We start from the raw sequence: 23,262 nt of genomic DNA, 5'->3' as shown, positions 1-23,262 counted from the left end.
AGGTTAGTATGACAGAAGAACAATACATAACGGCGCTGACCAATAACCCCCATGGAATTCGGAATATTCCAAACCCTACAGAAGCAATGCAACTTACCTGCGTAGCTCAAAATGGCATGTTGTTGCAATACATTAAAGAACCTACCGAAAAGGTTATTGAAACGGCGCTTTCACAATCACCACGAGCCATACAATTCGTGGAACATCCTACAGAAGAACTATTACAGGCCTTGGTGGAAAAAGATTGGGCTGTTTTAGAATATATCGATACCCCATCTGATGCAGTTGTTCAATGTGCACTCAATCAATCTGGGTGGGCTATTCGCTATATTGCAAATCCATCTGAAGCACTGCAGTTAGAAGCTGTAAAGTCTAACTATGATGCTTTGCAATATATTAAGGCGCCTAGTGAAGCCGTACAATTGCAAGCGGTTAAAGAGAACTACTTGGCATTACGTTATATTGATGAGCCTAGCGTAGCCGTATTAGAAGCAGCAGTTAAACAAGATTCTCAAGCGATGCGGCAAATTACAAAGCTTACAAAGGACTTGGCATTGCACCTATTTGGTGTAAGTGCTGCCACACTAGGGTATATACCAAATAATTTAGGTGTCACTGTGGACGAAATTAAATCGATCATCATTAGCGCCATCTCTAGTGATACAGCTGATGAAGACTATATTCGTGAATTGATTAACAACCAAGCTATCGGTGGTCGCCAATCTAAATGGCATATCGACCTATTGTCACTTATAGACGCTTATGGAACTAGGGCTGTTAAGAAAATTGCAGTCAGTGAATATTTGAAGTATTAGAAATGGAGACACAATGAACTTTATAGATACAATGGCAAGTGTAGAATTAGTGCTTGCTGCTAATCAAGTGCCTTTGCTCGTTGGTGAAACGGGCATTGGTAAAACATCTCTTGCGGCACGCGTAGCTACTGTGCATGACTGGGAATTGGTAACCATTGATGGAAATCTTTTAAAAGAAGGTGAAATTGGTGGTTTACCAACTGTAGAATCTGTAACACATACAGATGGTCGTGGTAACACACATTCTGTAAAGACTACAGTGTATGCTGTACATCATACGTTGGAACATGTGGCTCAAGCTGTGGATAAAGGTCGTCAAGTATTACTGTTTATCGATGAAATTAACCGTGCTGAACATGCAGTACAACAGGAGTTAATGAATCTTATCTTGAATCGTGAAATCAATGGCTTCTCTTTAAGTGATCAAGTGCGTATCATCGCCGCTATGAACCCTGAGGATTCTTTTGACTACCAAACTATCGACATGGACCCGGCACAACAAAACCGTTTTGTATGGCTCTATATGAATGCTGATTATATGCAATGGATTGACTGGGCTATAAGTGCTGGTATTGAGGAAAAAGTTATCGAATTCATTTCTTCCTATCCAGAGTATTTAAATCAACGACATGAAGATGATATTGATGCGACACCACGCTCCTTTGAACGCGTATCTGGCCTGTATACGATTTATAAAAACCAAGAAGATTCAGCCTATAGTCGCGATGTATTTATGAATGTTATCCGCGGTAATGTAGGTAAACTCATTGCCGAGGCGTTTGTAAACTTTATCGAGTCAGACCAAGAACCACTTATTACCTTTGATGATGTATTGGTGGCGGTTCAAAAGCCAGGGGCCATTATGTCTATGGCTGAACAGGTTAAAGGTGAAAGTCCAACACGCTTATACGTAGCGGCTAAAAATATGTTGCATCGTTTAAACCGCAATAGCAATGCCGAAGAAGTTCATCACTTCATTGAATTCCTTACATTGTATCCAGGTGATCTACGCGTAGCAGTTATGAAAGACTTGCGTAACACATACGAACGTGTTTTCGCTTATGCCATTGAAGATGACTTGTTCATCGATACCTTCTTTGAAGCACAAAAATAGTTCTGCTCCATAGTTAACTAAATGAAGCTGTCTATATGGATAAAGAAATTTAGCGAATGATTGGGGATACAATAACCAATATATAAAACATGATATACATAAAATCTGATGTTAAACGAAAAAGGAGGTGGAATGATGCAACGAAATTTAGATAAAGATGATATTCGCGACGCCTCTGATTTACTCACTCATATAGACGGGTGGGAGAAAACAGGTTCCTATGATGAGAAGGCCATCGAGGCTCTCGATCGTTGGCATGCAAAACGGGAACGTATTCATCGTGAAGCAGAGGCCTTGTACACGCAAATCTATGCTGCCTACGAAGCCTATGTAGATAGTTATGAAGAGCAACATCATAGCATGGAACCAGAACGCATAGCGGCGGACTTGATGAACCATAATATGTCTGATAGTCATATAGGGACCATAGGACGCGCCTTAGATGAGATACAAATTGAAGGCACCGATTTTGCGGTAATGCAACAAGCCGTTATGACACCTGCCTTTGAGCAACGATTATGGAATATTTTGCATGATGTAAATAGCTTACTCCTTGAAGAGGACCAATTCTTTGGTTACTTCTATTTACAAATGGCTCATCGTATTCGTTTTGATATGACCAGTGCCTTCGGTATTAACTTAAAACAAGGTGGCTATGTATTATATGTAAATCCTTTTATCTTACTACGCCAGCCACCAGATGTTATGAAGGATGGCATTAAGCGTGAAATTCTTCATATTATTTCTGCACATTTGATGCGTGTAAAAACATTGAGTCAAAGTTTTAATAAAACGGCCGTACATATGGCGATGGATATGGTTGTAAATGACTACTTAGAACATGTTGATCGTGATGCGATTACTGTAGCCAATGTAAATGAACGTTTTGGATTGATGCTCAAACGATTCCGTACCATTGAGTATTACGCCAAGGCCATCGATAAGGCGATGAAGGAAAAGCCTGAACTCTTTGTACCCGTAGATAATTCTGATACAGCTGTAGCTATGGAGTTTGACCCTCAAACTAGCCATGATATTTGGGATGAATCTGATTCCATTGATACGGATACGATGGACCAAATTACGGAGCGCTATATCAACGAAGCCTCAAAGGGGGATATGGAAGGGTATGTGAAGAGTCTCATCGATACCTTCCAAAAGACACGTCGTGCTCTTCCGTGGTATTTCTACCTTAAAAAGCTCATGGGCAAGGTAGCAAGTGGGTACAAAAAAACGACGATGCGTCGCAATCGTCGTCAACCTGAGCGCTTGGAGTTGTCTGGTACCTTGCGTCAACATAAGGCTAATGTATGGGTTGCTCTCGATATGAGTGGTAGTATTACCGATGCAGAGTTTACGAACGCGTTAGAACAAGTACTGCAGATTGTACATGCCTATAACCATCGCATCACCGTTGTAGAATGTGATAATGAGGTGCGCCGTACTTATACGATGGAATCAGTAAAAGATGTAAAGCCTCGCCTTGATGTGCGCGGTGCAACAGCTTTCTCGCCAGTATTTTCTTTAGCTAATCAAAACCGTGTGGATTTATTAGTTTACTTCACGGATGGCAAAGGCGAGGAACGATTACGAGAGGCTCCGAAAGGGTATAAGGTTTTATGGGTTCTTACAGGGGAAAAGCCTCAACTATCTCTTCATAATCCGTATGGCATGGTTCGTGAACTAGGTTATGTGGGTGTAGATGAAACACAAGATATAGATGAATTTGTACGTATGTCTAGTCGTAGTGGCTTTTCTATGGCTAACCAAGAGGTTTAGGCTGCTTTATAAAGGTGAGTATTGATATATTTTGGTTTAACCTAGAGATGTGTTTATAAAAGCATATAAAAATGACGCAATTCCTTAGAATTGCGTCATTTCTACGTAGATGTTATTTTTTATTTTAGTTATTGAGCTCGATAGAGGAACCTGGATCGATAATGAGGGCTGTTTGATTATATTTGCCTTCAACTAAGCTTGTAAATACACCTGGTTCACGATCGATAACAGGCCATGTTTGGTAGTGAATTGGAATAGAGATACGCGCTTTTACATAAGAGGCTGCAAGTGCTGCATCTTCAACGCCCATCGTGAAGTTATCGCCGATAGGAAGTAAAGCGTAGTCAATATCGCCAAAGCGATTCAACAATTTCATATCGCTAAAGAGTGCTGTATCACCTGCGAAGTATACAATATCTCCATAGAAATCTACGATACAACCTGCTGCATGACCACCAGGGATACCAGCACCGTGGAAGGCTGGTACTATGCGAACAGAACCGAATTCAAAGTCAAATTTACCGCCTAAATGCATAGCGTGTGTACGACAACCAGCAGCTGCTGCTTTACCTGCTACCTCAGCCGTAGAGATAACGAGCGCATCATTTGCTTTAGCAATGAAATCTGTATCGCCATAGTGGTCATCGTGACCATGGCTGACAAAGATATATTGGCATTTGATATCTTCTTTTTTTGCGATATCCCATGTATTACCTGTTAAGAATGGGTCGAAAATCATGGACACATCACCGCGTGTTAGCATAAAGCAAGCATGACCGAAATAAGTTAGTTTTGTTTTCATAGGAACACTTCCTTCCTTATACATATAAATCTTAATTCTATTGTATAATATAACTAATGAAAATAAAACTATTGATGATAATTTATGCATAATTAGTAAGGATATAGTATGGATTTAACACATTTTGATCAAGATGGTAATGCTTGGATGGTGGATGTATCCGATAAGGATGTCACATCTCGCACAGCTATCGCAGAAGGATTCATAGCAATCAATGATGCAATTTATGAGCGCATTGCTTCAGGTACTATAAAAAAAGGCGATGTCCTTAGTGTTGCGCAACTAGCTGCTATCATGGGGGCTAAGCAAACGAGCAATCTCATTCCTCTTTGTCATCCATTAGCGCTCACAAAGGTTGAGGTTCACTGCTCTTTAGTAGATGGTGAAAGCCCTGCTTGCACTGATGAAAATCATAACAAGGCCGTCAAGGTACGTGCCATCGTTAAGACTACTGGAAAAACGGGCGTTGAAATGGAGGCCCTTACAGCTGTACAAGTGGGCTTGCTCACCGTATACGATATGTGTAAGGCCATTGATAAAGGCATGATTATGGGCCCTACATACCTCGTAGAAAAAGAAGGCGGGAAAAGTGGACATTTTGTGCGTTCCTTTGTAGAATAATATAGATATAAAGAATAGGGGAACGAAAATGGAAATAGTACTTTATGAGCCAGAAATCCCTGGCAATACAGGAAATATAGCACGTTTATGCGCAGCTAATCACATGACCCTACATCTTATCAAACCACTTGGCTTTTCTATCGACGATAAGCACGTGAAACGAGCTGGTCTCGATTATTGGCATTTGGTAGATGTACAGGTACATGAAAATATTCAAGAATTGTATGCGAAATATCCTGATCGCAGATATTTCTACGCTACTACAAAAGCAAAGCATACCCACTCCGAGGTAAAGTATGAAATCGGGGATATGCTTGTATTTGGCCCTGAATCAAGAGGCTTGCCTGAAAGCTTATTAGAAGGTGTTGAAGAAACATGTATTCGCATACCAATGGTAGATGAGGCGCGTTCTCTAAACTTATCTAACGCAGTAGCCATTATTGCGTATGAAGCTATGCGCCAACTTGATTATCCAGATCTTAAAGCCGAAGGCAACTGGATTCAACCTAAATAAATATACTTTCACCATTGAGATATATAAAATAAATATGTATTAGAAATCCTACCCAATCTACATGAGAGGTAGTATTTTGACAGGTGTTGTTGGAGGAGGATATTATGAACTACGATAAAGCTCATGATTTAGCTCACGCTATGCGTGAATCCGAAGAGTACAAAGAATTAATGGCAGCTCAAGAAGCTTTGAAAGCTGACGCAGTAGCAGCGGCGTTGGTACGCACATTTATGGCACAACAAATGCAATGGGAATACGCAAAGTTGTCTGGTGCACCAGAAGCTGATGAATTGCAAAAGAAACAAGAGGAATTGATGCCTCAAATTCAAGAAAGTGCTGCAGCGGCTGCTTATTTACAAGCACAAATGCGTTGGAGCCAAATCTCTAATGATATTTATAAAATCATTAGCGAACCAATCACTGAGGGGATGAAAGTGTTAGATCATGGCGAACAACAACAACCAAAACATTAAGGACTTAAAAGAAGCCTTATTAGAGAAATTACCTAGTACACGTGTACGAGAACAGGAACTGCTTTGTCATCATACGACATTTAAAATTGGTGGTCCTGCTGATTTATTTATTGAACCTACGACGATGGATGAGTTGAGCTTTACGCTACGCAATATTCACGAATTACAAGTGCCTGTAACTATTATTGGTTGCGGCTCCAATATTTTGGTGAAAGATGGTGGTATTCGCGGTGCTGTCGTATCGGTTCGACATATGACACAAATCATGGATTGCAATGATAATGTATTATGCATTGGTTCTGGTTATATGTTAAAAGATGCTTCTGAATTTGCTTGGGAAAACGGACTATCTGGCCTTGAATTTGCCATTGGTATTCCAGGTACACTTGGTGGTGCTGTATTTATGAATGCAGGTGCTTATGACGGGGAAATGAGCCATGTGGTCACTTCAGTACTAGCTGTAGACTTTGAGGGCAATATTAAGGAGTACGATGCATCTCACTTAGATTTTGGATATCGTCATAGCGTATTCCATGATAATCATGAGGTTATTGGAGAGGTTATTATGACGTTACAACCTGGTGATAAGGACGCTATTAAGGCTCGCATGGATGAGCTCACAGAAAAGCGCGAATCTAAACAACCTTTAGAGTATGCTAGTGCGGGTTCAACCTTTAAGCGCCCACCAGGGTATTTTGCAGGTACTTTGATTGAACAAACAGGTCTTAAAGGGTTATCTGTTGGTGATGCACAAGTATCTCATAAGCATGCTGGTTTTGTTATCAACACTGGCAATGCTAAAGCTAAAGATGTACTTGATCTTATTAAAGAAGTACAAAAACGCGTATATGATCAACATGGTGTACATCTGGAGCCAGAAGTACGTATGATTGGTGAAGATTAATACAAACTAAATATTAATACAAGATTTCTTATGTATCATTACTTTTTCGGGAGGATGGACTCATAAGAAATCTTTTTTTATAATCTGTAAAAGAGTATGATAACTATATAGTTAATCTATGTTTAGGAGGCGATGATATGAATACTTTATTGGCACGAGAGATTCATGATAAAGCGCTAGCATGTGGCTATGATAGTTGTGGTATAGTGCCTCTTGATGCACTTGATTTTTATAAAGATCGGTTGACGAAGCGTTTAGAAGATGTACCTGAAAGTGAAGATGTATATGCTCATAGTAAAGCTTTTCTAGCATTAAAAGAAAATTATCATTGGGCACAATCCATAGTAGTTTGTACCGAGTATTTTGGAAATTATAAGTTTCCTGCTTCGCTACAGAATCGATATGCAAAAGGATTACTATTATCTTTAAGTAATATCCCTGATGGTGTTGAATTTAAACGGAGACAATCTTTTGAAACATGGTTACAGAGTCAAAATATTCAATATATTGGTGGTGAAACCGCAAAGCCAGCTGGTGTTGTCCCTCTGCGTCCCGCTTCTGTAGCCGCGGGCCTTGGAATTTATAGAAAAAATAATTTCTTTTATGGTCCTAAAGGTTCTAATTATGAATTAGTAGCCTATTTAATAGATAAGTCTTGTGAATATATTCATGATACGGATATTCCTCCGTGCCCAGATTCTTGTAACTTATGTCAGCAAGGTTGTAAGACAAAATCTTTATCTGCACCGTTTACAATGAACCCATTAACCTGTGTATCTTTTATCAATACCTTTGGTGATGGTAATTTGCCAGAAGGTGTGACAGAGGATATGTTGGAAGAGTGGATTATAGGTTGTGATAATTGCCAAGACTCGTGCCCATTTAATAAGAATCATGATTGGAGCATCGGGAAAGACTATCCTGGACTTGATGAATTGGAACCTATACTACAGCCAGAATTTATTTTGAAAGCCTCTGATGAAGAGATTATAGAACAAATGATTCCTAAATTCTGTTTTCATTTAACGAATGAACAAATTCCATTGTTGCGTAAATCTGCTAAGCGGGCTATAGAATACAAAAATAGGTGGCAAAAACAATGATGGGCCTATAAGATGAGTCAAAAGTATAATCAAATGTAGAAATTGCCATGATTAGAAATCCTGTACTTCTTTGACTTTTTTCTATAGACTACGTTATAATTAAGTGTTGCCAATTTTGGGAATATACCTACATAGCTACTTTTACAAGTGCTATGTGATATAGAATATACTAAAGGAATTAAAGGGAGGATCTTATGATTCGCGAAAATCTTCGTAATGTAGCGATTATCGCCCACGTTGACCATGGTAAAACTACTTTGGTGGACGCGTTATTAAAACAAAGCCATGTGTTCCGTGAAAATGAAAAAGTAGCAGAACGCGTAATGGACTCCAACGACTTGGAACGTGAACGCGGTATTACTATTTTGTCTAAAAACACTGCTGTTATGCATGATGGCATTAAAATCAACATCGTTGATACTCCAGGCCATGCTGACTTCGGCGGCGAAGTAGAACGTGTACTTAACATGGTTGACGGCGTATTGCTTCTCGTAGATGCTTACGAAGGTCCAATGCCTCAAACTAAATACGTTTTGCGTAAAGCTTTAGAACAAAAGTTGAAACCAATCGTTGTTATCAACAAAATTGACCGTCCTGACCAACGCGTTAAAGAGGTTGAAGATGAAGTACTTGAATTGTTCATGGAACTTGAAGCTGATGATGACCAACTAGATTTCCCTGTAGTATACGCATCTGCTCGTGCTGGTGTGGCTAAAACTAACTGGGATGACGAAGCTGTAAATATGGAACCATTGTTTGAAACATTGATCGAAGAAATTCCTGCACCACAAGGTGATTTGGAAGGTCCTCTTCAATTCATGGTTACTACACTTGATTACGATAACTTCATCGGTAAAATCGCAGTAGGCCGTATCGTTCGCGGTAAAATGAAACCTAACCAACAAGTGGCTATCATGACTGGTGAAAGCACTCGTAAAGCGAAAATCGGTCGTGTATATACATACAATGGCTTGAACCGTGTTGAAACTGACGAAGCTGAAATGGGTGATATCATTGCGTTCGCTGGTATCGACGATATCAATATCGGCGAAACAGTAGCAGATGCTGAAAATCCTGAAGCATTGCCATCCATTTCCATCGACGAACCAACATTGTCCATGGTATTCTCCGTAAATAACTCTCCATTCGCAGGCCGTGAAGGTGAATTCGTTACATCCCGTCACTTACGTGATCGTTTGTTCCGCGAAGTAGAAACTAACGTTTCTATGAAGGTAGAAGAAACTGATTCTGCAGATGCTTTCAAAGTATCTGGCCGTGGCGAATTGCATTTGGCTGTATTAATCGAAACTATGCGTCGTGAAGGCTATGAATTACAAGTAGGTAAACCTCGCGTAATTTTCAAAACTATTAACGACAAATTGTGCGAACCATTAGAAGCATTGACTATTGACGTACCTCAAGAATTCATGGGTACTGTAATGGAAAATCTTGGTCAACGTAAAGCTGAATTGACTAACATGGTTGAGTTAGCTGGTTACCTTCGCATGGAATTCGTAATTCCTGCACGTGGTTTGATCGGTTTCCGTGCACAATTCTTAACAGCTACAAAAGGTAATGGTATCATGAACCATGTATTCCATGGTTATGCACCATACAAAGGCGAAATTCCTTCCCGTACACGCGGTGCCTTGGTAGCATTTGAAAATGGCGAAACTACTCCATATGGCTTGAACTCTGTTCAAGATCGCGGTACACTGTTCGTTGGTCCTAACCAAGACGTGTACGCAGGCCAAGTTATTGGTGAAAACACTCGTGAACTTGATATGGATGTTAACCCATGTAAGAAAAAACACGTTACTAACATGCGTTCTAGCTCCTCTGACGAAGCAGTACGCTTGACTCCACCTCGTATCTTCTCCTTGGAACAAGCTCTTGAGTGGATTAACGATGACGAACTCGTTGAAGTAACACCTGAAAGCATTCGTATGCGTAAAACAATCCTTGATCGTAACGCACGTGCGAAAGCTGCTAAAAACAAAAAATAATATCCTTAGTGATATAAAACGACGCTCCTATGGGGGCGTCGTTTTTGTTGTCGAAATTATAAAATTTTTATAACATATTCCTATATATTATATCCTTATGAAAAGTTGATGATAATTTTATCATTAATGCTAGATTCGTATACAAATGGTTGTATATACTAACTCCGCATATTAACTAAGCTATAGGGGTATTGGTATATACTAAACGTATGGAAGGCTGTATAATAATATCAAGTTTGTTGAAACAAGTTATTGATTATGGAGGTTCTTATGAATAAGAAAATTCTAGCTTCTTTATTTGCTGTAGGTTTAGCTGCAGGCTGTGTATGCTCTTCTGTTGATGCACATGGTGTGTTCTTCGCTAACCGTACAGATGAAAAAGTACTTGTATTAGGTGAGGGTCCTGTAGATAATGCTTATAGTGCAGATATGGTAAAAAATATTACTGCATATGATGTACAAGGCAAACAAATTCCAGTACAAGTTGTGAAGCATGAAAAAAATATAGCTATTGTTCCACCAGCAGATCTTGGTGTAACTGTAACTAATTTCGATTATGGCTACTGGACTAAGACTAAAGATGGTAAAACAATTCATAAACCAATCACCGAAGTTCCTGGTGCGGTTAAGAGTACACATGCTATCAAATATGATGTTCATTACTGGAATGCACAAGCAAAACCATTTGTAGATAAGAATGCATTTATTCAAATTGTACCTTCTGTTAATCCATTGACATTAAGAAAAGGTGATACCTATGAAATCCAAGTGTTTAAAGATGGTAAACCATATGCGAATGCACCTCTTATCAAAGATTTAGTAAATGATTTAACTGGTGAAGCTAAAGCCGATGAAAATGGTAAAGCTACTGTAGCTGTTACAGCAGATGGCTTAAATGTAGTAGGTGTTGAAGTTGCATTCCCTACACAAACTAAAGGGGAACAAAATAAATACTTTAGTGCATTGTCCTTCCTTATTTCTCCTGAAGAATAATAATTAGTAATTTTAGTACTTACCGAGTGTGTGAGTTAATAGAAGACCTCCTTAGTTGGACTAAGGGGGTCTTTTTATATTTTTGAGCAAATAAAAATGTAAATGTGTTCTGTGAGGACGCTTACCTACAAGGTAAGTAAAAGGAGAGATTATTATGAAGTTACATCGCCATTTATCCGCTGTGATGGCTGCTTTAGTTTTAACTGGTATATCTTATTCTGCGATAGCAACAGAAATTACTGTAACAAGCGATAAAGCAGAGGAGTTGCTGGGGTTAACAATGGGCTCACCAGTACAAACGCAACCTGAGGTTAAACACATAGAGGATACATTAACAGTTAATATACATGGTAAAAGTTTAACAGAGGCTGGTAAAAGCAAGAATGTTACAGGTATTTATAATGGCTTTGGTTCACAACTAACGGTAGACAAAGACCTTATCGTACGATTAAAGAATGATGCACCAGCATCGAAGCGAGAATTAGGTCATTATTATATGAGTGCAGTCTATGCTGGTTACGGTGGGAAGGTGCCACGTCTTAGCAAGGATAATCCGGACCGAGATTTTGGGGATACCAATATTCATGTTAAAGGTAATGTGGATATCGATGCTATCGGCTCTGGTTTACAAGTCAATCAACGAGGTCATATCCTTGTTGATGGAGGCGGTAAGATTATCACTCATCCTGTAGAAACATCTGATACCTATTCTGTAGTAGCAGAAGAAGGGGATGTATATGTTAATGCAGGCGCTGATGGCAAACATCCAGGCACTCATGACTTAGTTGCTGTTGGTAATGTGGGCCTTATCAACAAGGATTATGGCCGCGATCCAAACCATAATGAAGAACCGACGAATGTAGGTTTAGCTTTCACAACACCAAACTCTAGCCTCATCGGTGCTGTATTAAATGAATATGCTGAAAGCAATAAAAACCCTCATAATTCTGGTGCAGATATTTACTTACAAAATGGTGCCACTTGGAATAATGAGTGGATTGGTATGGAGCGTCCTACACCTAAAAAAGAACGTCCATCAGGGGATAATGCAGCGTACCTATACAAGGGCAGTAAGGTTCGCAATCTTGTAGGTGGTGTTAACCCAACTGCAGCAGGTAACATTCATCCTATCGATGCGCGGCCTATAACAATTCAGAACTATAGCGGTTATGTGAATGCTATTTATAAATCTGGCGTACCAGCAAGCGAAGCTGGAAAAGGGCAAATCGTCGTTGAACATGCGGCGGATAATAGCCATATTACAATGAAAGGCGACCATTCCGGTAATATCATCGACGATGCAAGCTACAAAAAGGATATTCAAGCATTAGCTGAGAAATTACAATATACAGGCAATGATAAGAAGCTAAGTACAACCATTCAAATTAATGAAGGTATTACAAGTCCAAGTGCTGTTGCAGAACTTGGGACGGATCACTTTGACGGACAAGGGCATCTCGTTGTAGATGATACAACAAAGATTACTCGTAGTAGTGAATCATCTTTGGTGAGTGGTACAAAATCAGCCCTTACTTCAACAGTTATGGCGTGGAAAAATAATACGAATGATTTACAACGTCGTTTAGGTGATCTTCGTCTAGCTAATACAGATAAAGGAGTATGGGCCAAATATATAGGTGGTAAATCTAAGATTACAGATGGTGCTGATGCACATATGACATACAATGGCGTACAAATCGGGTATGATCATAAAGCCTCCAATGGCTGGATTTTCGGCGGTGCCCTAGATTACAGTACATCTAGTAACTCTTATGCCAACGGCAGTGGCGACGGCAAGTTAGGTGGTATAGCCTTATATGGGACAAAACAACATGACGATGGTCGTTATATAGATATCATCGCTCGTGGTAATAGATTATCCAACGACTATAGCCTTAACTCTATGAGCGGCCAACGTTTGAATGGTAACTACCATACATTTGGTACATCCTTGAGTGCTGAATATGGCAAACGTATTAAAAAACAAAATGGTTTCTATATCGACCCTAGTGTAGAATTTATTCTAGGTCGTTTAAATGGTGTATCCTATGATGCGGCTATTGCAGGCGGCGGATCCATGCATGTGAAATCTGATGCTGTAAACTCTGCTGTAGGTAGACTTGGCATTGGTATTGGTAAAGAAACAGAAAAATCTAATATCTTTGCAAAACTAGCACTAGCTCATGAATTCTCTGGTAAGGTAAATACTACATATTCTGCACTAGGTAATCCAACAGTACAAACAACTGTAGATTTAAAGGATACATGGCTTGATGCGGAAATCGGCGGTTCTTGGAGCGTTCGTCCTAGTACATATCTATATGGTACATTCACTAAAAACTTTGGTGCTACCATAGATAATACATGGCGTATCGATGCCGGCGTTAGACATAACTTCTAATTAAATATATGAAAACTCTGTAGTAGCTGGAATTGAGTTGCTACAGAGTTTTTTTGTAAAAGTGTTTATGTGAATTATTCTATAGCGGCAAATAGACAATATTAACTGGCTTGCTGTGATGGACAGACTTTAACAATTTTGTATTTCTGTGATAGTATATAAAGGCTAGTTAATGTGTAACTTCTTAAGTAAGAGTTAGGAGGATATAATATGAAAGTTCTAATCGTAAATGGTAGTAGCCATATAAACGGTACAACAATGCAAGCTATACAAGAGGTACAAAAGGTATTTAGTGAAGCCAATGTAGATACAGAGGTCATTCAGCTAGGCAATAAACCTATCCGTGATTGTATTCAATGTGGCTATTGTTCTGAGCATGGCGATTGTGTATTTAAGGATGATGATGTAAATGCCTTCGTAGAAAAAGCGAAGGATGCAGATGGTTTTATCTTTGCAACACCTGTATACTATGCGCATCCGAGTGGACGTATTTTATCCTTTTTAGATCGCGTATTCTTCAGTGCAGAAAGTGTAAAGCCCAATCCATTTGCCTTTAAACCAGGTGCATCTATCGCCGTAGCTCGTCGCGGTGGTACAACGGCTTCCTTTGATGTACTTAATAAATACTTTGGTATTTCTCAAATGCCAATTGCAGGCTCTACATATTGGAATATTAGCCATGGTCTAGTAGCCGAAGATGCTAAGCAAGATGAAGAAGGTATGCAAACAATGCGCAACTTGGCTAGAAATATGGTTTGGATGATGCGTAGCTTTGCTGTAGCTAAGGAACAAGGTGTGCCATATCCAGATACAGATAAAGAGAAAAAAGTATCTACGAACTTTGTGCGTTAATAACTTATCGATGGTTGAGTTACTAGAGGAATTATGATGGTTAAAATTTTATTCATTTGTCATGGTAATATTTGTCGTTCAACTATGGCTGAGTTTTATATGAGGCATATCGTTGCGAAAGCTGGACTTAGCGATTCTATTTATGTTGAGTCTGCCGCCACATCTCGTGAGGAGATAGGAAACGACACCCATTATGGGACTAAGCAAAAACTAGATGAAATGGGTATTCCTTATACTCGTCGTAAGGCTCGTCAAGTAACTGTTGATGACTATCACAACTTCGATTACCTCATTATTATGGATGAAAACAACAGGCGAAATTTAAAACGAATTATTGGTGATGATTTAGATTCTAAGGTATTCAAGGCCATGTCTTTTGTTGGTGAAAGCCGAGATGTAAAGGATCCTTGGTATACGGGAAATTTTGATGAAACCTATGATGATGTCAGTCGTAGCTGTGATGCTCTATTAGCGTTGATTAAAGAAAAAATATAAATATAAAGACCTTACTATTAGATGATGTAGCAATAGTGATTGAGTTTAACTATAGTTATTCCAATCTTGAATTGATTTAATAGTAAGGTCTTTTCTATATACAGACTATCTTGCTTTATACTTTATACTATCGAACCATAACGTAATATGGTATAATTTTTAGGTATTCATGCGCCTATAGCTCAGGGGATAGAGCGCCGGTCTCCGGAACCGGGTGCGCAGGTTCGATTCCTGCTAGGCGCACCAAACAAAAGGCTTCTCGAAATTTCGAGAAGCCTTTTTATGTGTCTTTATTCTTTAGGTTGATGTATAGTTCAGAAAATTATATGTTAGCATCTATATTTAGTACAACGAATTCCTCGTGCTTGAAATTCATTCATCAGTAAGTCTATTGATTTATCAATGATTTCTTCATTAGTTATATATACCATCTTTTTGTAATAGACAGTACCATCAAATTCTATCCAACGGCTTGTTTTACCATTTAGTTTACAAATTTGCATTCTGCCGGCCCAGCTACCCATACTACGGAATTGTTTTCCTTTAGAAAAACGTACCTCACGAATATCGCTAAATTTAAATGTTCTTCTTACTAAGCCAATGCCTATAGAGACTTGATCATCCTTAAAGTAAAGAAGTTTATAACGCTCTCCAGGAGGCATAGATCTGATTATAGATAAGTTATAAGTAGCAAAAACTACAGCAATAGCGATCAATAGAAACATAAGGATTAACATATATTTTCCCATACAATTAAGTCCTCCTTATCTCTATTATAATAAATATAAGTAATGTATGAAATCATTTTATATCACTTCATGAATGAAATTTCATATTGGTTATATCTTACATATGTATAATAATCTCAAAATTGCATGGTTATTTGTAATCGAAATGGAGAGAGTTCTATGTTTTCTACGCTTATATTTTTTATAATTATATTCTTAATTTTCTTTTTTGTTAAGCAATACAATTTACTACAAAAATTGACTGTAGAGATTAAAGAGGCACGTGCCAATATTATCGTTGCTTACGAGAAAAAAGTAGCTATTGTTAATCAGTTTACAGGTCTTGTAAATGAGTATGATGATTATGAAAAATTAATTCAATTAAAAGTGTCTGATAACTTTGTAGATATGGCTCGTGAAACAGCAAAAGCAGTTCAAAATATTACAGCTTTAGCTAATCAATTTCCAGAGTTAAAAGCCAATACTCAATATAGTAAATTCTTAGAAGCGATTAGTGAAAATGAAACGTTCATTTCTAATAAACGTGAGACTTATAACTTCCAAGTAAAAGAGTATAATAGTGAGATTGCCCAAATTCCAATGGTATTTGTAGCATCCTTATTGGGATTTAAACAGGCTCCATTCTTTGATCCAAATAATGAAGAGGCTTTAGCTGAATTTAGTGGTGCTGATCCAGAAGCAATTAAAGATCTTGCTATAAAGGGCACAGACAAGTTGAAGGATACAACAGATAAAATTAGAGAATCCTTTGAAAAACGCGAGCAAGAAGCACAAGCGAAGAGAGAAGAACATCTTAAACAAGAGCGTGAATCTTCTTCTAATAATGAGAGTGTAAAGACTGAAGAGAAAACTGAAACAGAAGCTCCTAAAATTGAAGAGGCGTCTGCTTCAGTAGAGAAACAAGAAGAGAAGTAATCATATATTCAATTGATGTATATGAGCAGATAGTATATAAATCTATTTGTAAAATGAGAGATAAAAGACTCCACTCGTTGAGTGGAGTTTTTTTGTTTTTGAAAATACCGTCTAATATAGCATTTATGTAAAAATATATATTTAATAATATCAAGATAACGTGTAAATGTGATTTGAGTAACACATTTTATTTTGAGAATGATGTACAATAAAAATGTCCTTGTGAAAATCTGAACATCCTAGCTGGAACACTAGGCATATAGGACGTGATGAATAACATATAGATTATCTAATTAAGATTAATAAAGTACTAAATTGTATCATTGCATAGTTTTGATGTAGTGATACAGAGGAGATAGAATGACAAATAGAATACAAGAACTCACCGTCGACAAAACTTGGCGTGATGAGCAAGATGCGTGGAATAATCGATCTAATTACTTTGTAGAAATGCACAATCGGGACGATCGTAAGGCGCAGGTTACAGAGTTTTTATCCTTCTTGAAGAATGAAAATCTTTTGCCCCCTAAAGACGGTTGTACCCTTGATATTGGCTGTGGTGTATGTGACTATGCATTAGGATTGGCTCGTGAAGGCTATAAGGCAACAGGTATAGATTTATCTGACGGTATGATTAGAGGTGCTAAACTATTAGCAGAGGCAGAAGGTTTAGATCTTAGCTTGTATATTGCACCGTGGTCTGATGAAACTCGCCGTGAACTAAAATGGGATAAAACCTTTGATTTAACATATAGTATTTTTTGCCCTATCATGTTTGATGTAGAAAACATTCGCGCCGTGCATGAATCAAGTAAGGACAAATGCTTGTGGATTGCTTTTAGTGAACGCAGTGATAAAACGGTAGATATGTTATCTGAACATTTCTTTGGTCGCGATTCATTTCCTTGGGATGGTAAGATGAAAGCATGTTTAGATGTTATCCATGAAATAGGACATAATGTAAAAGTGACTTATAAAACAGTGCCTGAAACAGAGGTTATGAGCCTTGATAAAGCGGTTAATTACTTTGCTATGCGACTTCATAATAATACATGGGGCGATATAGAAGATATGAAAGTAGAAATTAGGAATCTCATTGAACCATTAGCCATTAATGGAGAAATCCATAATAAAACAGTTGATAAAGTGGCATGGGTATCATGGTCTGTGAAATAGGAGGGTAGTATGACAGTTGATGAAAAACGTAAGTTAGAACTAAAAACTATGTACCAAATTATTGGCATCTATTGTCATAATAAGCACCATACTCCTAAGGGGCAGCTATGTGAGGCTTGCGAGCAGGTTTGGGAATATGCGGAGCATCGCATTGATGCATGTCCTCATATGGAAAGTAAAACATTCTGTAGTGTATGTAAAACCCATTGCTATGCACCTAATTATCGTGAAAAAATCCGTGAAATTATGCGTTATGGTGGACCAAGGATGTTACTGGTATCGCCGATCCAAGTCATTAGACATATGTATCTTGAATGGAAAGACAAAAAAAGAGGCTAGCCATGCTAGCCTCTTTTTAATGGTTTTATCACATTTTCATGTAATAATCTTACGCGATTGCTTTGTCCAATACAGCTTTGATTAATGCTTTTGTTTGGTCATAGCTTTCACCAGGTTGAGCCTCATATTGTTTGTCGAGGTCGAACCATAAGTTTGGATAGTACTCATAAGGGTGAGTTTTGAAGAGCTCATGAGCGTCTTGATCTTCAACCCAGTTGATGTGAATGTCTGCATATGCAGGGTTTTCTGCAACAAGTTCATCGATAGCACGGAATGCATTTGCACAATAAGGGCAACCGTTTAAGTGGAAACCTAAGATTTCTTTCATGGTTTTACAGTCCTTTCCAGACAAAATTAATATATATTTCTATAATTTGAGATTTATTACATACTCATGTACCACAACATGTGGTACACTACTGAGTATAACACATCTATATAAGATATTCAATTTTTTAGATATATCGAATGAGAATATTGAGAATGCGATATGCATTTTTTACATAGTTAAGGAGGCACCTATGATTTCAGGCGCAGCATATGTGGTGAAGGCCCTTCAAGAGGAGCAGGTAGATATACTATTCAACTATCCTGGGGCAGCAACCATTGATATCATGGATGAATTATATAAACAAGATAAGGTAAAAGTAATTTTGCCACGTCATGAGCAAGCATTGGCTCATGCAGCAGATGGTTATGCTCGCAGTACAGGTAAAGTAGGGGTGTGCATGGTAACCTCTGGACCAGGTGCTACAAACCTTGTGACAGGTATTGCTACAGCATACGCTGATAGTGTTCCTCTTGTTTGTATTACAGGTCAAGTAGACTTGGGCCTCATGGGCAATGACGCATTCCAAGAGGTGGATACGGTTGGTATTGTACGCAATATCTGTAAATATGCTGTTACCGTTCGTGATCGTAAAGAGCTAGGGCGTATTTTGAAAGAAGCCTTTTATATTGCCCGTACTGGTCGTCCTGGTCCTGTAGTGGTGGATGTTCCGAAAAATATTCAAAAGGCTATGGGCTCTGATGAGTATCCATCAGAAGTCAATATTCGTGGCTATAAACCTAATACAACAGTTCACGTAGGACAAGTAAAAAAAGCATGCTCTATTATCAGCAAGGCTAAACGACCACTATTCTTATTAGGCGGTGGCGTTAGCATTAGTGGTGCTAACGACCTCATGATGAAGCTAGTAGAAAAAACAGGCATTCCTGTTGTAACTACATTGATGGGGAAAGGTGCTATCGATAGTCGACATCCTTTATATCTCGGCAATATTGGTATTCATGGTGGCTATGCACCGAATGTGGCACTCACTGATTGTGATGTAATGATTTCTATTGGTACACGCTTTAACGACCGTATTACAGGCAAGTTAAGTACCTTTGCACAAAATTGTAAGATTATCCATATTGATGTGGATGCAGCATCTATTTCTAAAAATATTAAGGTAGATATTCCGATTGTAGCAGATGCTAAATTAGCTATTGAAAAATTATTAGAATATATTGAACCTCATGATCTTGGTGAATGGCCTGCACAATTACAACAACTTAAGGCTGACCGCCCTGTTACACAAGCTGGTGAAGAAGGCTTAACACCTCAAATTGTTATTGATTATATTAATAACCACTATGCACGACCTATTGTTGCTACTGATGTAGGACAAAATCAATTGTGGACTACTCAGTTCCTCGAAATTAAAGGACAACACCAAATGTTGACATCTGGTGGCCTTGGCACGATGGGCTATGGGTTCCCAGCGGCGTTAGGGGCTCAAATTGGCAACCCTGATAAACGAGTGTTTGCTATCTGTGGTGATGGTGGCGTACAAATGAATATCCAAGAATTTGCCACAGCTATGCATTACCGTTTACCAGTAACTCTCATCATTTTGAATAATGGCTTCCTTGGTAATGTACGCCAATGGCAACAATTGTTCTACGACAAACGATATGCTTGTACTAATTTGTTGATGGATGAAAGCTCTATTGTGACACGTGATATGATCGATAATGCTGAGTTTGAATACGTTCCAAACTTTGTACAATTGGCAGAAGCTTATGGTGCAAAGGCAATGCGCATTACTAAGCTAGAGGATATCGAAAAGGGCTTCCAATTGGCAGATACTTTCAAAGATGGACCAACCTTACTTGAATTTATCATTCCTACAGAACTTAATGTTTTGCCAATGGTACCAGCGGGCAAGTCTTTAAGCGATATGTTATTAAAGGATAAAAAATAGGAGGGGCTATGGAATTACATATGGAAAAACGCTGTATTTCAGCGTATGTAGAGAACCAAATCGGCGTATTGGCTAAAATTTCAGGCCTCTTCGCAGGTAAAAATTATAACCTTGATACATTGACTGTAGGGGAAACGGAAGATCCTACCATGTCTCGTATGACCATTGAGCTCACATGCGATGATTTGACATACGAACAAATCATTAAACAGCTTAATCGCAGTGTAGAGGTGATTAAGGTTATCGACTTTACAGATATGCGGATTACAAAGAAAGAACTATTGTTTATTAAGGTCAACAGTTGCAAAGAAGCAGATAAACAAGAAATCTTCCGCATTGCTCAAACCTTTGACTTGTTGGTAGTTGATTATAACCGCAAATCTGTTCTCGTACAATGTGTAAAAACAGTATCCAAAAATAACGATATGATTGCTCTATTTAAAGATATGTTTGTTAATCGTATTGAAGTTGTACGCGGTGGTAGCGTAGCTATCGAAGCACTATCTACACCTGATAGATAAGTTTTAACTCTAATTATTCTAAATCTATTTTTGGAGAATAATGATATAAGACTAGTAGTGATTTAGAATGGATACAACTGAATATGATATAATATTTATATCGACCATTATTGATATAGAGACCTTGGTTGTATGCCAAGGTCTTTTTATATAGGAGGTACTATGAGTTTATTAGATGATATTTTAGCCCATAATAGAGAATATGTAGAAGATCAAAATACAGGTTATGTAGAAACAGATACTAAATGCAGTAAGATGCCTAGTCGAGAAATGGCAATCGTTACATGCATGGATACACGTCTTGTTAACTTCTTAGAAGATTCCATGGATATTGGCCGCGGTGAAGCGAAAATCGTAAAGACTGCAGGGAACTGTATTACAGGGCCCTTTGATGGCGTTGTACGTAGTTTACTTGTTTGTATTTATGAGCTAGGCGTTAACGAAATCTTTATCATTGGTCATCACGAATGTGGTATGGCAAAAACTACGGCAAAAGATCTAACAGAAAAAATGTTGGCTCGTGGTATTGCACCAGAAGCGATTCATATGGTCCGTAAAGAAATGGAACGCTGGGCAGATGGATTTACACACCCTGCTGAAAATGTAGAAGACACTGTAGACGAATTGCGTATGAATCCTTTGATTCCGAAAGACGTACCTATTCACGGTCTTATCTTCCATCCTAGAACAGGTGAAATTGAAGTCATCGTTAATGGCTATACACAAATGAAGCAATATTACGAAAAATAGTAGGTAAATCTTGTTTGACTTAAAGTTAAGTTTAAGTTTTATAATGTGTTCATATTAAATATTAGTCAAACAGTTTAGTTAATAAAGGAATTATATGAACAAAAAAAGATTAATTATATCCTTACTAGCTATTATTACCGTGGTTGGTGCTATTGTAGGTAGCTATGTATATAGGGATACTATATACAGTCGAATTGCACGGACTGCAGCTGTTGTGAGTGGTCAAGAAATAAAACCGCTCCTTAATTCTGAAGGCCGTTACATTCGACAAATTGTAGCTCAAGATAACAGCACGAGTCGTACTATTATGTGGCAATCAGATAGCAGCGAAGCTGATGCGGTAATAGAGTATCGTCTAGCAGGTTCTGAAAATACTCAAACGATAGGGGCAACGGATAAAGCTTTTACTGATGACGGCAGTACCACCTATATCCATGAGGGCACTTTGACAGGTTTAACACCTAATACTAAATATGAATATCGCGTTGGTTATGGCAGTGATCGCCGTAGTGATTGGTACTCTCTGGAAACGGCTGGCGCTAGTGTCTATGATGTGCTCATATATCCAGACTCTCAGTCGGGGGATTATTCTCAATGGGAAGAGATTGTAAAGGACTCAGCACATCGCAATCCAAGGACAGCCCTGTATATTAGTATGGGGGACCTTGTAGATAATGGGGAACAAGACTATCAATGGCGCACTTGGTTAAATTCCATTAGACCATTGAGTGCTAATGTGCCGTTAGCAACGACCTTAGGCAATCATGAGATGTATACATTAGATTGGAAAATGCGCGAGCCTTATGCGTATTTGAATTACTTCGCAGTACCGCCTAATGGAAATGAAATTTTTAATCGTCGTTATTATTCCTATGACTTCGGTGATGTTCATTACGTTGTATTAGATACAATGTTATATGAAAGCAATCATGAGGATAACCATGATACGCATCATCCTGATTTATACGATGTACAGATTCAGTGGCTACGCCAAGATTTAGCAGCTAATACTAAAAAGTGGACCGTAGTCCTCATGCATCGGGATCCATTCCAATATGCCTTTGACCGCCCTGGTGCAAGTCGTGATGTAGGATTCAACGAAGAGGGCGTATTGTTTATGCCTATCTTTGATGAGTTTAATGTAGATTTAGTGTTGTCAGCTCATTTACATTCTTATCGTAATAGAGGCCATGTACGCAACTTTGATCGAAATGCTTCGGGACCATTATATATTCTGACTGGTATTGCCGGAGATGCTCGTCGCCCTAAGTGGAAAGAACATCCTTTAGATGTATATGTGGCACCGGATCGAGATAAGAATAACTATATGACGATGACTGTTACACCGAATAAATTGATAGTAAAAGCTTTCTTACCAGACGGTACACAGCTAGATGAGTCGGTTATAGAGAAATAGAAGCACAAGAATATAAGAATATATAAGCAAAAGACACCTTCCTTGGAAGGTGTCTTTTTTGTGTGTTTATACAAATAGTTTTCTCTGATTTATAGTTTAAATAGGTAAACATATAAATGATAATTATATATTTATTATATATTTTATATGCTAAATTAAGTTCATGTAAATTACAGTTCTAAGGACTATGATAAAAATTAATTCATAGTATAACAAATAAAAATACAGAAAATTTGTATAAAACTTGAATAAAACGACTGATAGTATTATAATA

Annotated in this window: 23 protein-coding genes and 1 tRNA gene; 21 read left to right on the top strand and 3 right to left on the bottom strand. The window is 38.3% G+C overall.

All coding sequences use genetic code 11. The features are described from left to right. Window positions 1–8 precede the first annotated feature (8 nt). The 3 genes from O3607_RS03770 to O3607_RS03760 all read left to right on the top strand — a co-directional run bounded on the left by O3607_RS03770 (window position 9) and on the right by O3607_RS03760 (window position 3,708). On the top strand, window positions 9–815 hold the full coding sequence (locus O3607_RS03770; protein WP_227721221.1) for a hypothetical protein: 807 nt from the start codon (window positions 9–11) through the stop codon (window positions 813–815). 13 nt (window positions 816–828) lie between these two features. After that, window positions 829–1,929 (top strand): AAA family ATPase, encoded by a 1,101-nt coding sequence (locus O3607_RS03765; RefSeq protein WP_005385758.1) that lies wholly within the window; start codon window positions 829–831, stop codon window positions 1,927–1,929. A gap of 135 nt (window positions 1,930–2,064) precedes the next feature. Next, window positions 2,065–3,708, top strand: a complete 1,644-nt coding sequence (locus O3607_RS03760; protein ID WP_371443354.1) for a VWA-like domain-containing protein — start codon at window positions 2,065–2,067, stop codon at window positions 3,706–3,708. A 124-nt stretch (window positions 3,709–3,832) separates the two neighbouring features. Here the strand turns inward: O3607_RS03760 and O3607_RS03755 are convergent, their stop codons facing one another. Further along, window positions 3,833–4,510 carry a metal-dependent hydrolase gene (locus O3607_RS03755; RefSeq protein ID WP_371443337.1) on the bottom strand — a complete coding sequence of 226 codons (678 nt, stop codon included), beginning with the start codon at window positions 4,508–4,510 and terminating at the stop codon, window positions 3,833–3,835. Window positions 4,511–4,618: 108 nt separating this feature from the next. Between O3607_RS03755 and moaC the strand changes: the two genes are divergently transcribed. The 11 genes from moaC to O3607_RS03700 all read left to right on the top strand — a co-directional run bounded on the left by moaC (window position 4,619) and on the right by O3607_RS03700 (window position 15,118). After that, the gene (gene moaC, locus O3607_RS03750; protein ID WP_295212435.1) at window positions 4,619–5,131 is read left to right on the top strand and encodes a cyclic pyranopterin monophosphate synthase MoaC; all 513 of its coding nucleotides are present in this window, start codon (window positions 4,619–4,621) and stop codon (window positions 5,129–5,131) included. A 28-nt stretch (window positions 5,132–5,159) separates the two neighbouring features. Further along, complete coding sequence (gene trmL / locus O3607_RS03745) at window positions 5,160–5,645, top strand: tRNA (uridine(34)/cytosine(34)/5-carboxymethylaminomethyluridine(34)-2'-O)-methyltransferase TrmL (protein ID WP_005385766.1); 486 nt, start codon at window positions 5,160–5,162, stop codon at window positions 5,643–5,645. A 104-nt stretch (window positions 5,646–5,749) separates the two neighbouring features. Continuing rightward, window positions 5,750–6,118 (top strand): YlbF family regulator, encoded by a 369-nt coding sequence (locus O3607_RS03740; protein ID WP_295212438.1) that lies wholly within the window; start codon window positions 5,750–5,752, stop codon window positions 6,116–6,118. Beyond that, complete coding sequence (murB, locus tag O3607_RS03735) at window positions 6,090–7,022, top strand: UDP-N-acetylmuramate dehydrogenase (RefSeq protein WP_060924058.1); 933 nt, start codon at window positions 6,090–6,092, stop codon at window positions 7,020–7,022. Before O3607_RS03740 ends, murB begins: the two co-directional genes overlap by 29 nt. Before the next feature lie 137 nt (window positions 7,023–7,159). Then, the gene (locus O3607_RS03730) at window positions 7,160–8,125 is read left to right on the top strand and encodes an epoxyqueuosine reductase (protein WP_024065731.1); all 966 of its coding nucleotides are present in this window, start codon (window positions 7,160–7,162) and stop codon (window positions 8,123–8,125) included. 194 nt (window positions 8,126–8,319) lie between these two features. Further along, window positions 8,320–10,131: a translational GTPase TypA gene (gene typA, locus O3607_RS03725; RefSeq protein WP_005385769.1), complete on the top strand. Its 1,812-nt coding sequence runs from the start codon at window positions 8,320–8,322 to the stop codon at window positions 10,129–10,131. A 270-nt stretch (window positions 10,132–10,401) separates the two neighbouring features. Then, window positions 10,402–11,124, top strand: coding sequence for a DUF4198 domain-containing protein (locus O3607_RS03720; protein WP_039969029.1), 723 nt, complete (start codon window positions 10,402–10,404; stop codon window positions 11,122–11,124). A gap of 154 nt (window positions 11,125–11,278) precedes the next feature. Then, window positions 11,279–13,525 carry an autotransporter outer membrane beta-barrel domain-containing protein gene (locus O3607_RS03715; protein WP_024066476.1) on the top strand — a complete coding sequence of 749 codons (2,247 nt, stop codon included), beginning with the start codon at window positions 11,279–11,281 and terminating at the stop codon, window positions 13,523–13,525. Window positions 13,526–13,735: 210 nt separating this feature from the next. Then, entirely contained in the window at window positions 13,736–14,377 is a 642-nt protein-coding gene (locus tag O3607_RS03710) for a flavodoxin family protein (protein ID WP_129823222.1), read from the top strand. Between the two features lie 36 nt (window positions 14,378–14,413). Beyond that, complete coding sequence (locus O3607_RS03705) at window positions 14,414–14,872, top strand: low molecular weight protein-tyrosine-phosphatase (RefSeq protein ID WP_129823254.1); 459 nt, start codon at window positions 14,414–14,416, stop codon at window positions 14,870–14,872. Between the two features lie 171 nt (window positions 14,873–15,043). Then, window positions 15,044–15,118 (top strand) — tRNA-Arg (locus O3607_RS03700). 83 nt (window positions 15,119–15,201) lie between these two features. On the opposite strand, the gene O3607_RS03695 is transcribed toward O3607_RS03700, so the two are convergent. After that, a complete protein-coding gene (locus O3607_RS03695) occupies window positions 15,202–15,621 on the bottom strand; it encodes a hypothetical protein (RefSeq protein ID WP_024064268.1) in 420 nt (139 codons plus the stop codon). Window positions 15,622–15,780: 159 nt separating this feature from the next. Here O3607_RS03695 and O3607_RS03690 point away from each other — a divergent pair, with 159 nt between their 5' ends. From O3607_RS03690 to O3607_RS03680, 3 genes are all read left to right on the top strand, one after another. After that, complete coding sequence (locus O3607_RS03690) at window positions 15,781–16,536, top strand: LemA family protein (RefSeq protein ID WP_129823221.1); 756 nt, start codon at window positions 15,781–15,783, stop codon at window positions 16,534–16,536. A 360-nt stretch (window positions 16,537–16,896) separates the two neighbouring features. Continuing rightward, window positions 16,897–17,712, top strand: coding sequence for a class I SAM-dependent methyltransferase (locus O3607_RS03685; RefSeq protein ID WP_371443334.1), 816 nt, complete (start codon window positions 16,897–16,899; stop codon window positions 17,710–17,712). 9 nt (window positions 17,713–17,721) lie between these two features. Next, window positions 17,722–18,051 carry a nitrous oxide-stimulated promoter family protein gene (locus O3607_RS03680; protein ID WP_005385779.1) on the top strand — a complete coding sequence of 110 codons (330 nt, stop codon included), beginning with the start codon at window positions 17,722–17,724 and terminating at the stop codon, window positions 18,049–18,051. 49 nt (window positions 18,052–18,100) lie between these two features. On the opposite strand, the gene O3607_RS03675 is transcribed toward O3607_RS03680, so the two are convergent. After that, a complete protein-coding gene (locus O3607_RS03675) occupies window positions 18,101–18,379 on the bottom strand; it encodes a hypothetical protein (protein WP_005385785.1) in 279 nt (92 codons plus the stop codon). 193 nt (window positions 18,380–18,572) lie between these two features. On the opposite strand from O3607_RS03675, the gene ilvB reads away from it, so the two are divergent. The 4 genes from ilvB (at window position 18,573) to O3607_RS03655 (ending at window position 22,988) form a co-directional block, all read left to right on the top strand. Continuing rightward, window positions 18,573–20,300 carry a biosynthetic-type acetolactate synthase large subunit gene (ilvB, locus tag O3607_RS03670; protein WP_129823218.1) on the top strand — a complete coding sequence of 576 codons (1,728 nt, stop codon included), beginning with the start codon at window positions 18,573–18,575 and terminating at the stop codon, window positions 20,298–20,300. A gap of 8 nt (window positions 20,301–20,308) precedes the next feature. Continuing rightward, a complete protein-coding gene (gene ilvN / locus O3607_RS03665; RefSeq protein ID WP_024064414.1) occupies window positions 20,309–20,821 on the top strand; it encodes an acetolactate synthase small subunit in 513 nt (170 codons plus the stop codon). 162 nt (window positions 20,822–20,983) lie between these two features. Further along, on the top strand, window positions 20,984–21,571 hold the full coding sequence (locus O3607_RS03660; RefSeq protein ID WP_105089499.1) for a carbonic anhydrase: 588 nt from the start codon (window positions 20,984–20,986) through the stop codon (window positions 21,569–21,571). A gap of 94 nt (window positions 21,572–21,665) precedes the next feature. Further along, window positions 21,666–22,988: a fibronectin type III domain-containing protein gene (locus tag O3607_RS03655; protein ID WP_024065860.1), complete on the top strand. Its 1,323-nt coding sequence runs from the start codon at window positions 21,666–21,668 to the stop codon at window positions 22,986–22,988. The last annotated feature ends 274 nt before the right edge of the window (window positions 22,989–23,262 follow it).

The organism is Veillonella sp. 20925_1_51 (assembly GCF_041431445.1).
Classification (GTDB): Bacteria; Bacillota; Negativicutes; order Veillonellales; family Veillonellaceae; genus Veillonella; species Veillonella nakazawae.
This window is presented reverse-complemented; position numbering and strand designations above follow the sequence as displayed.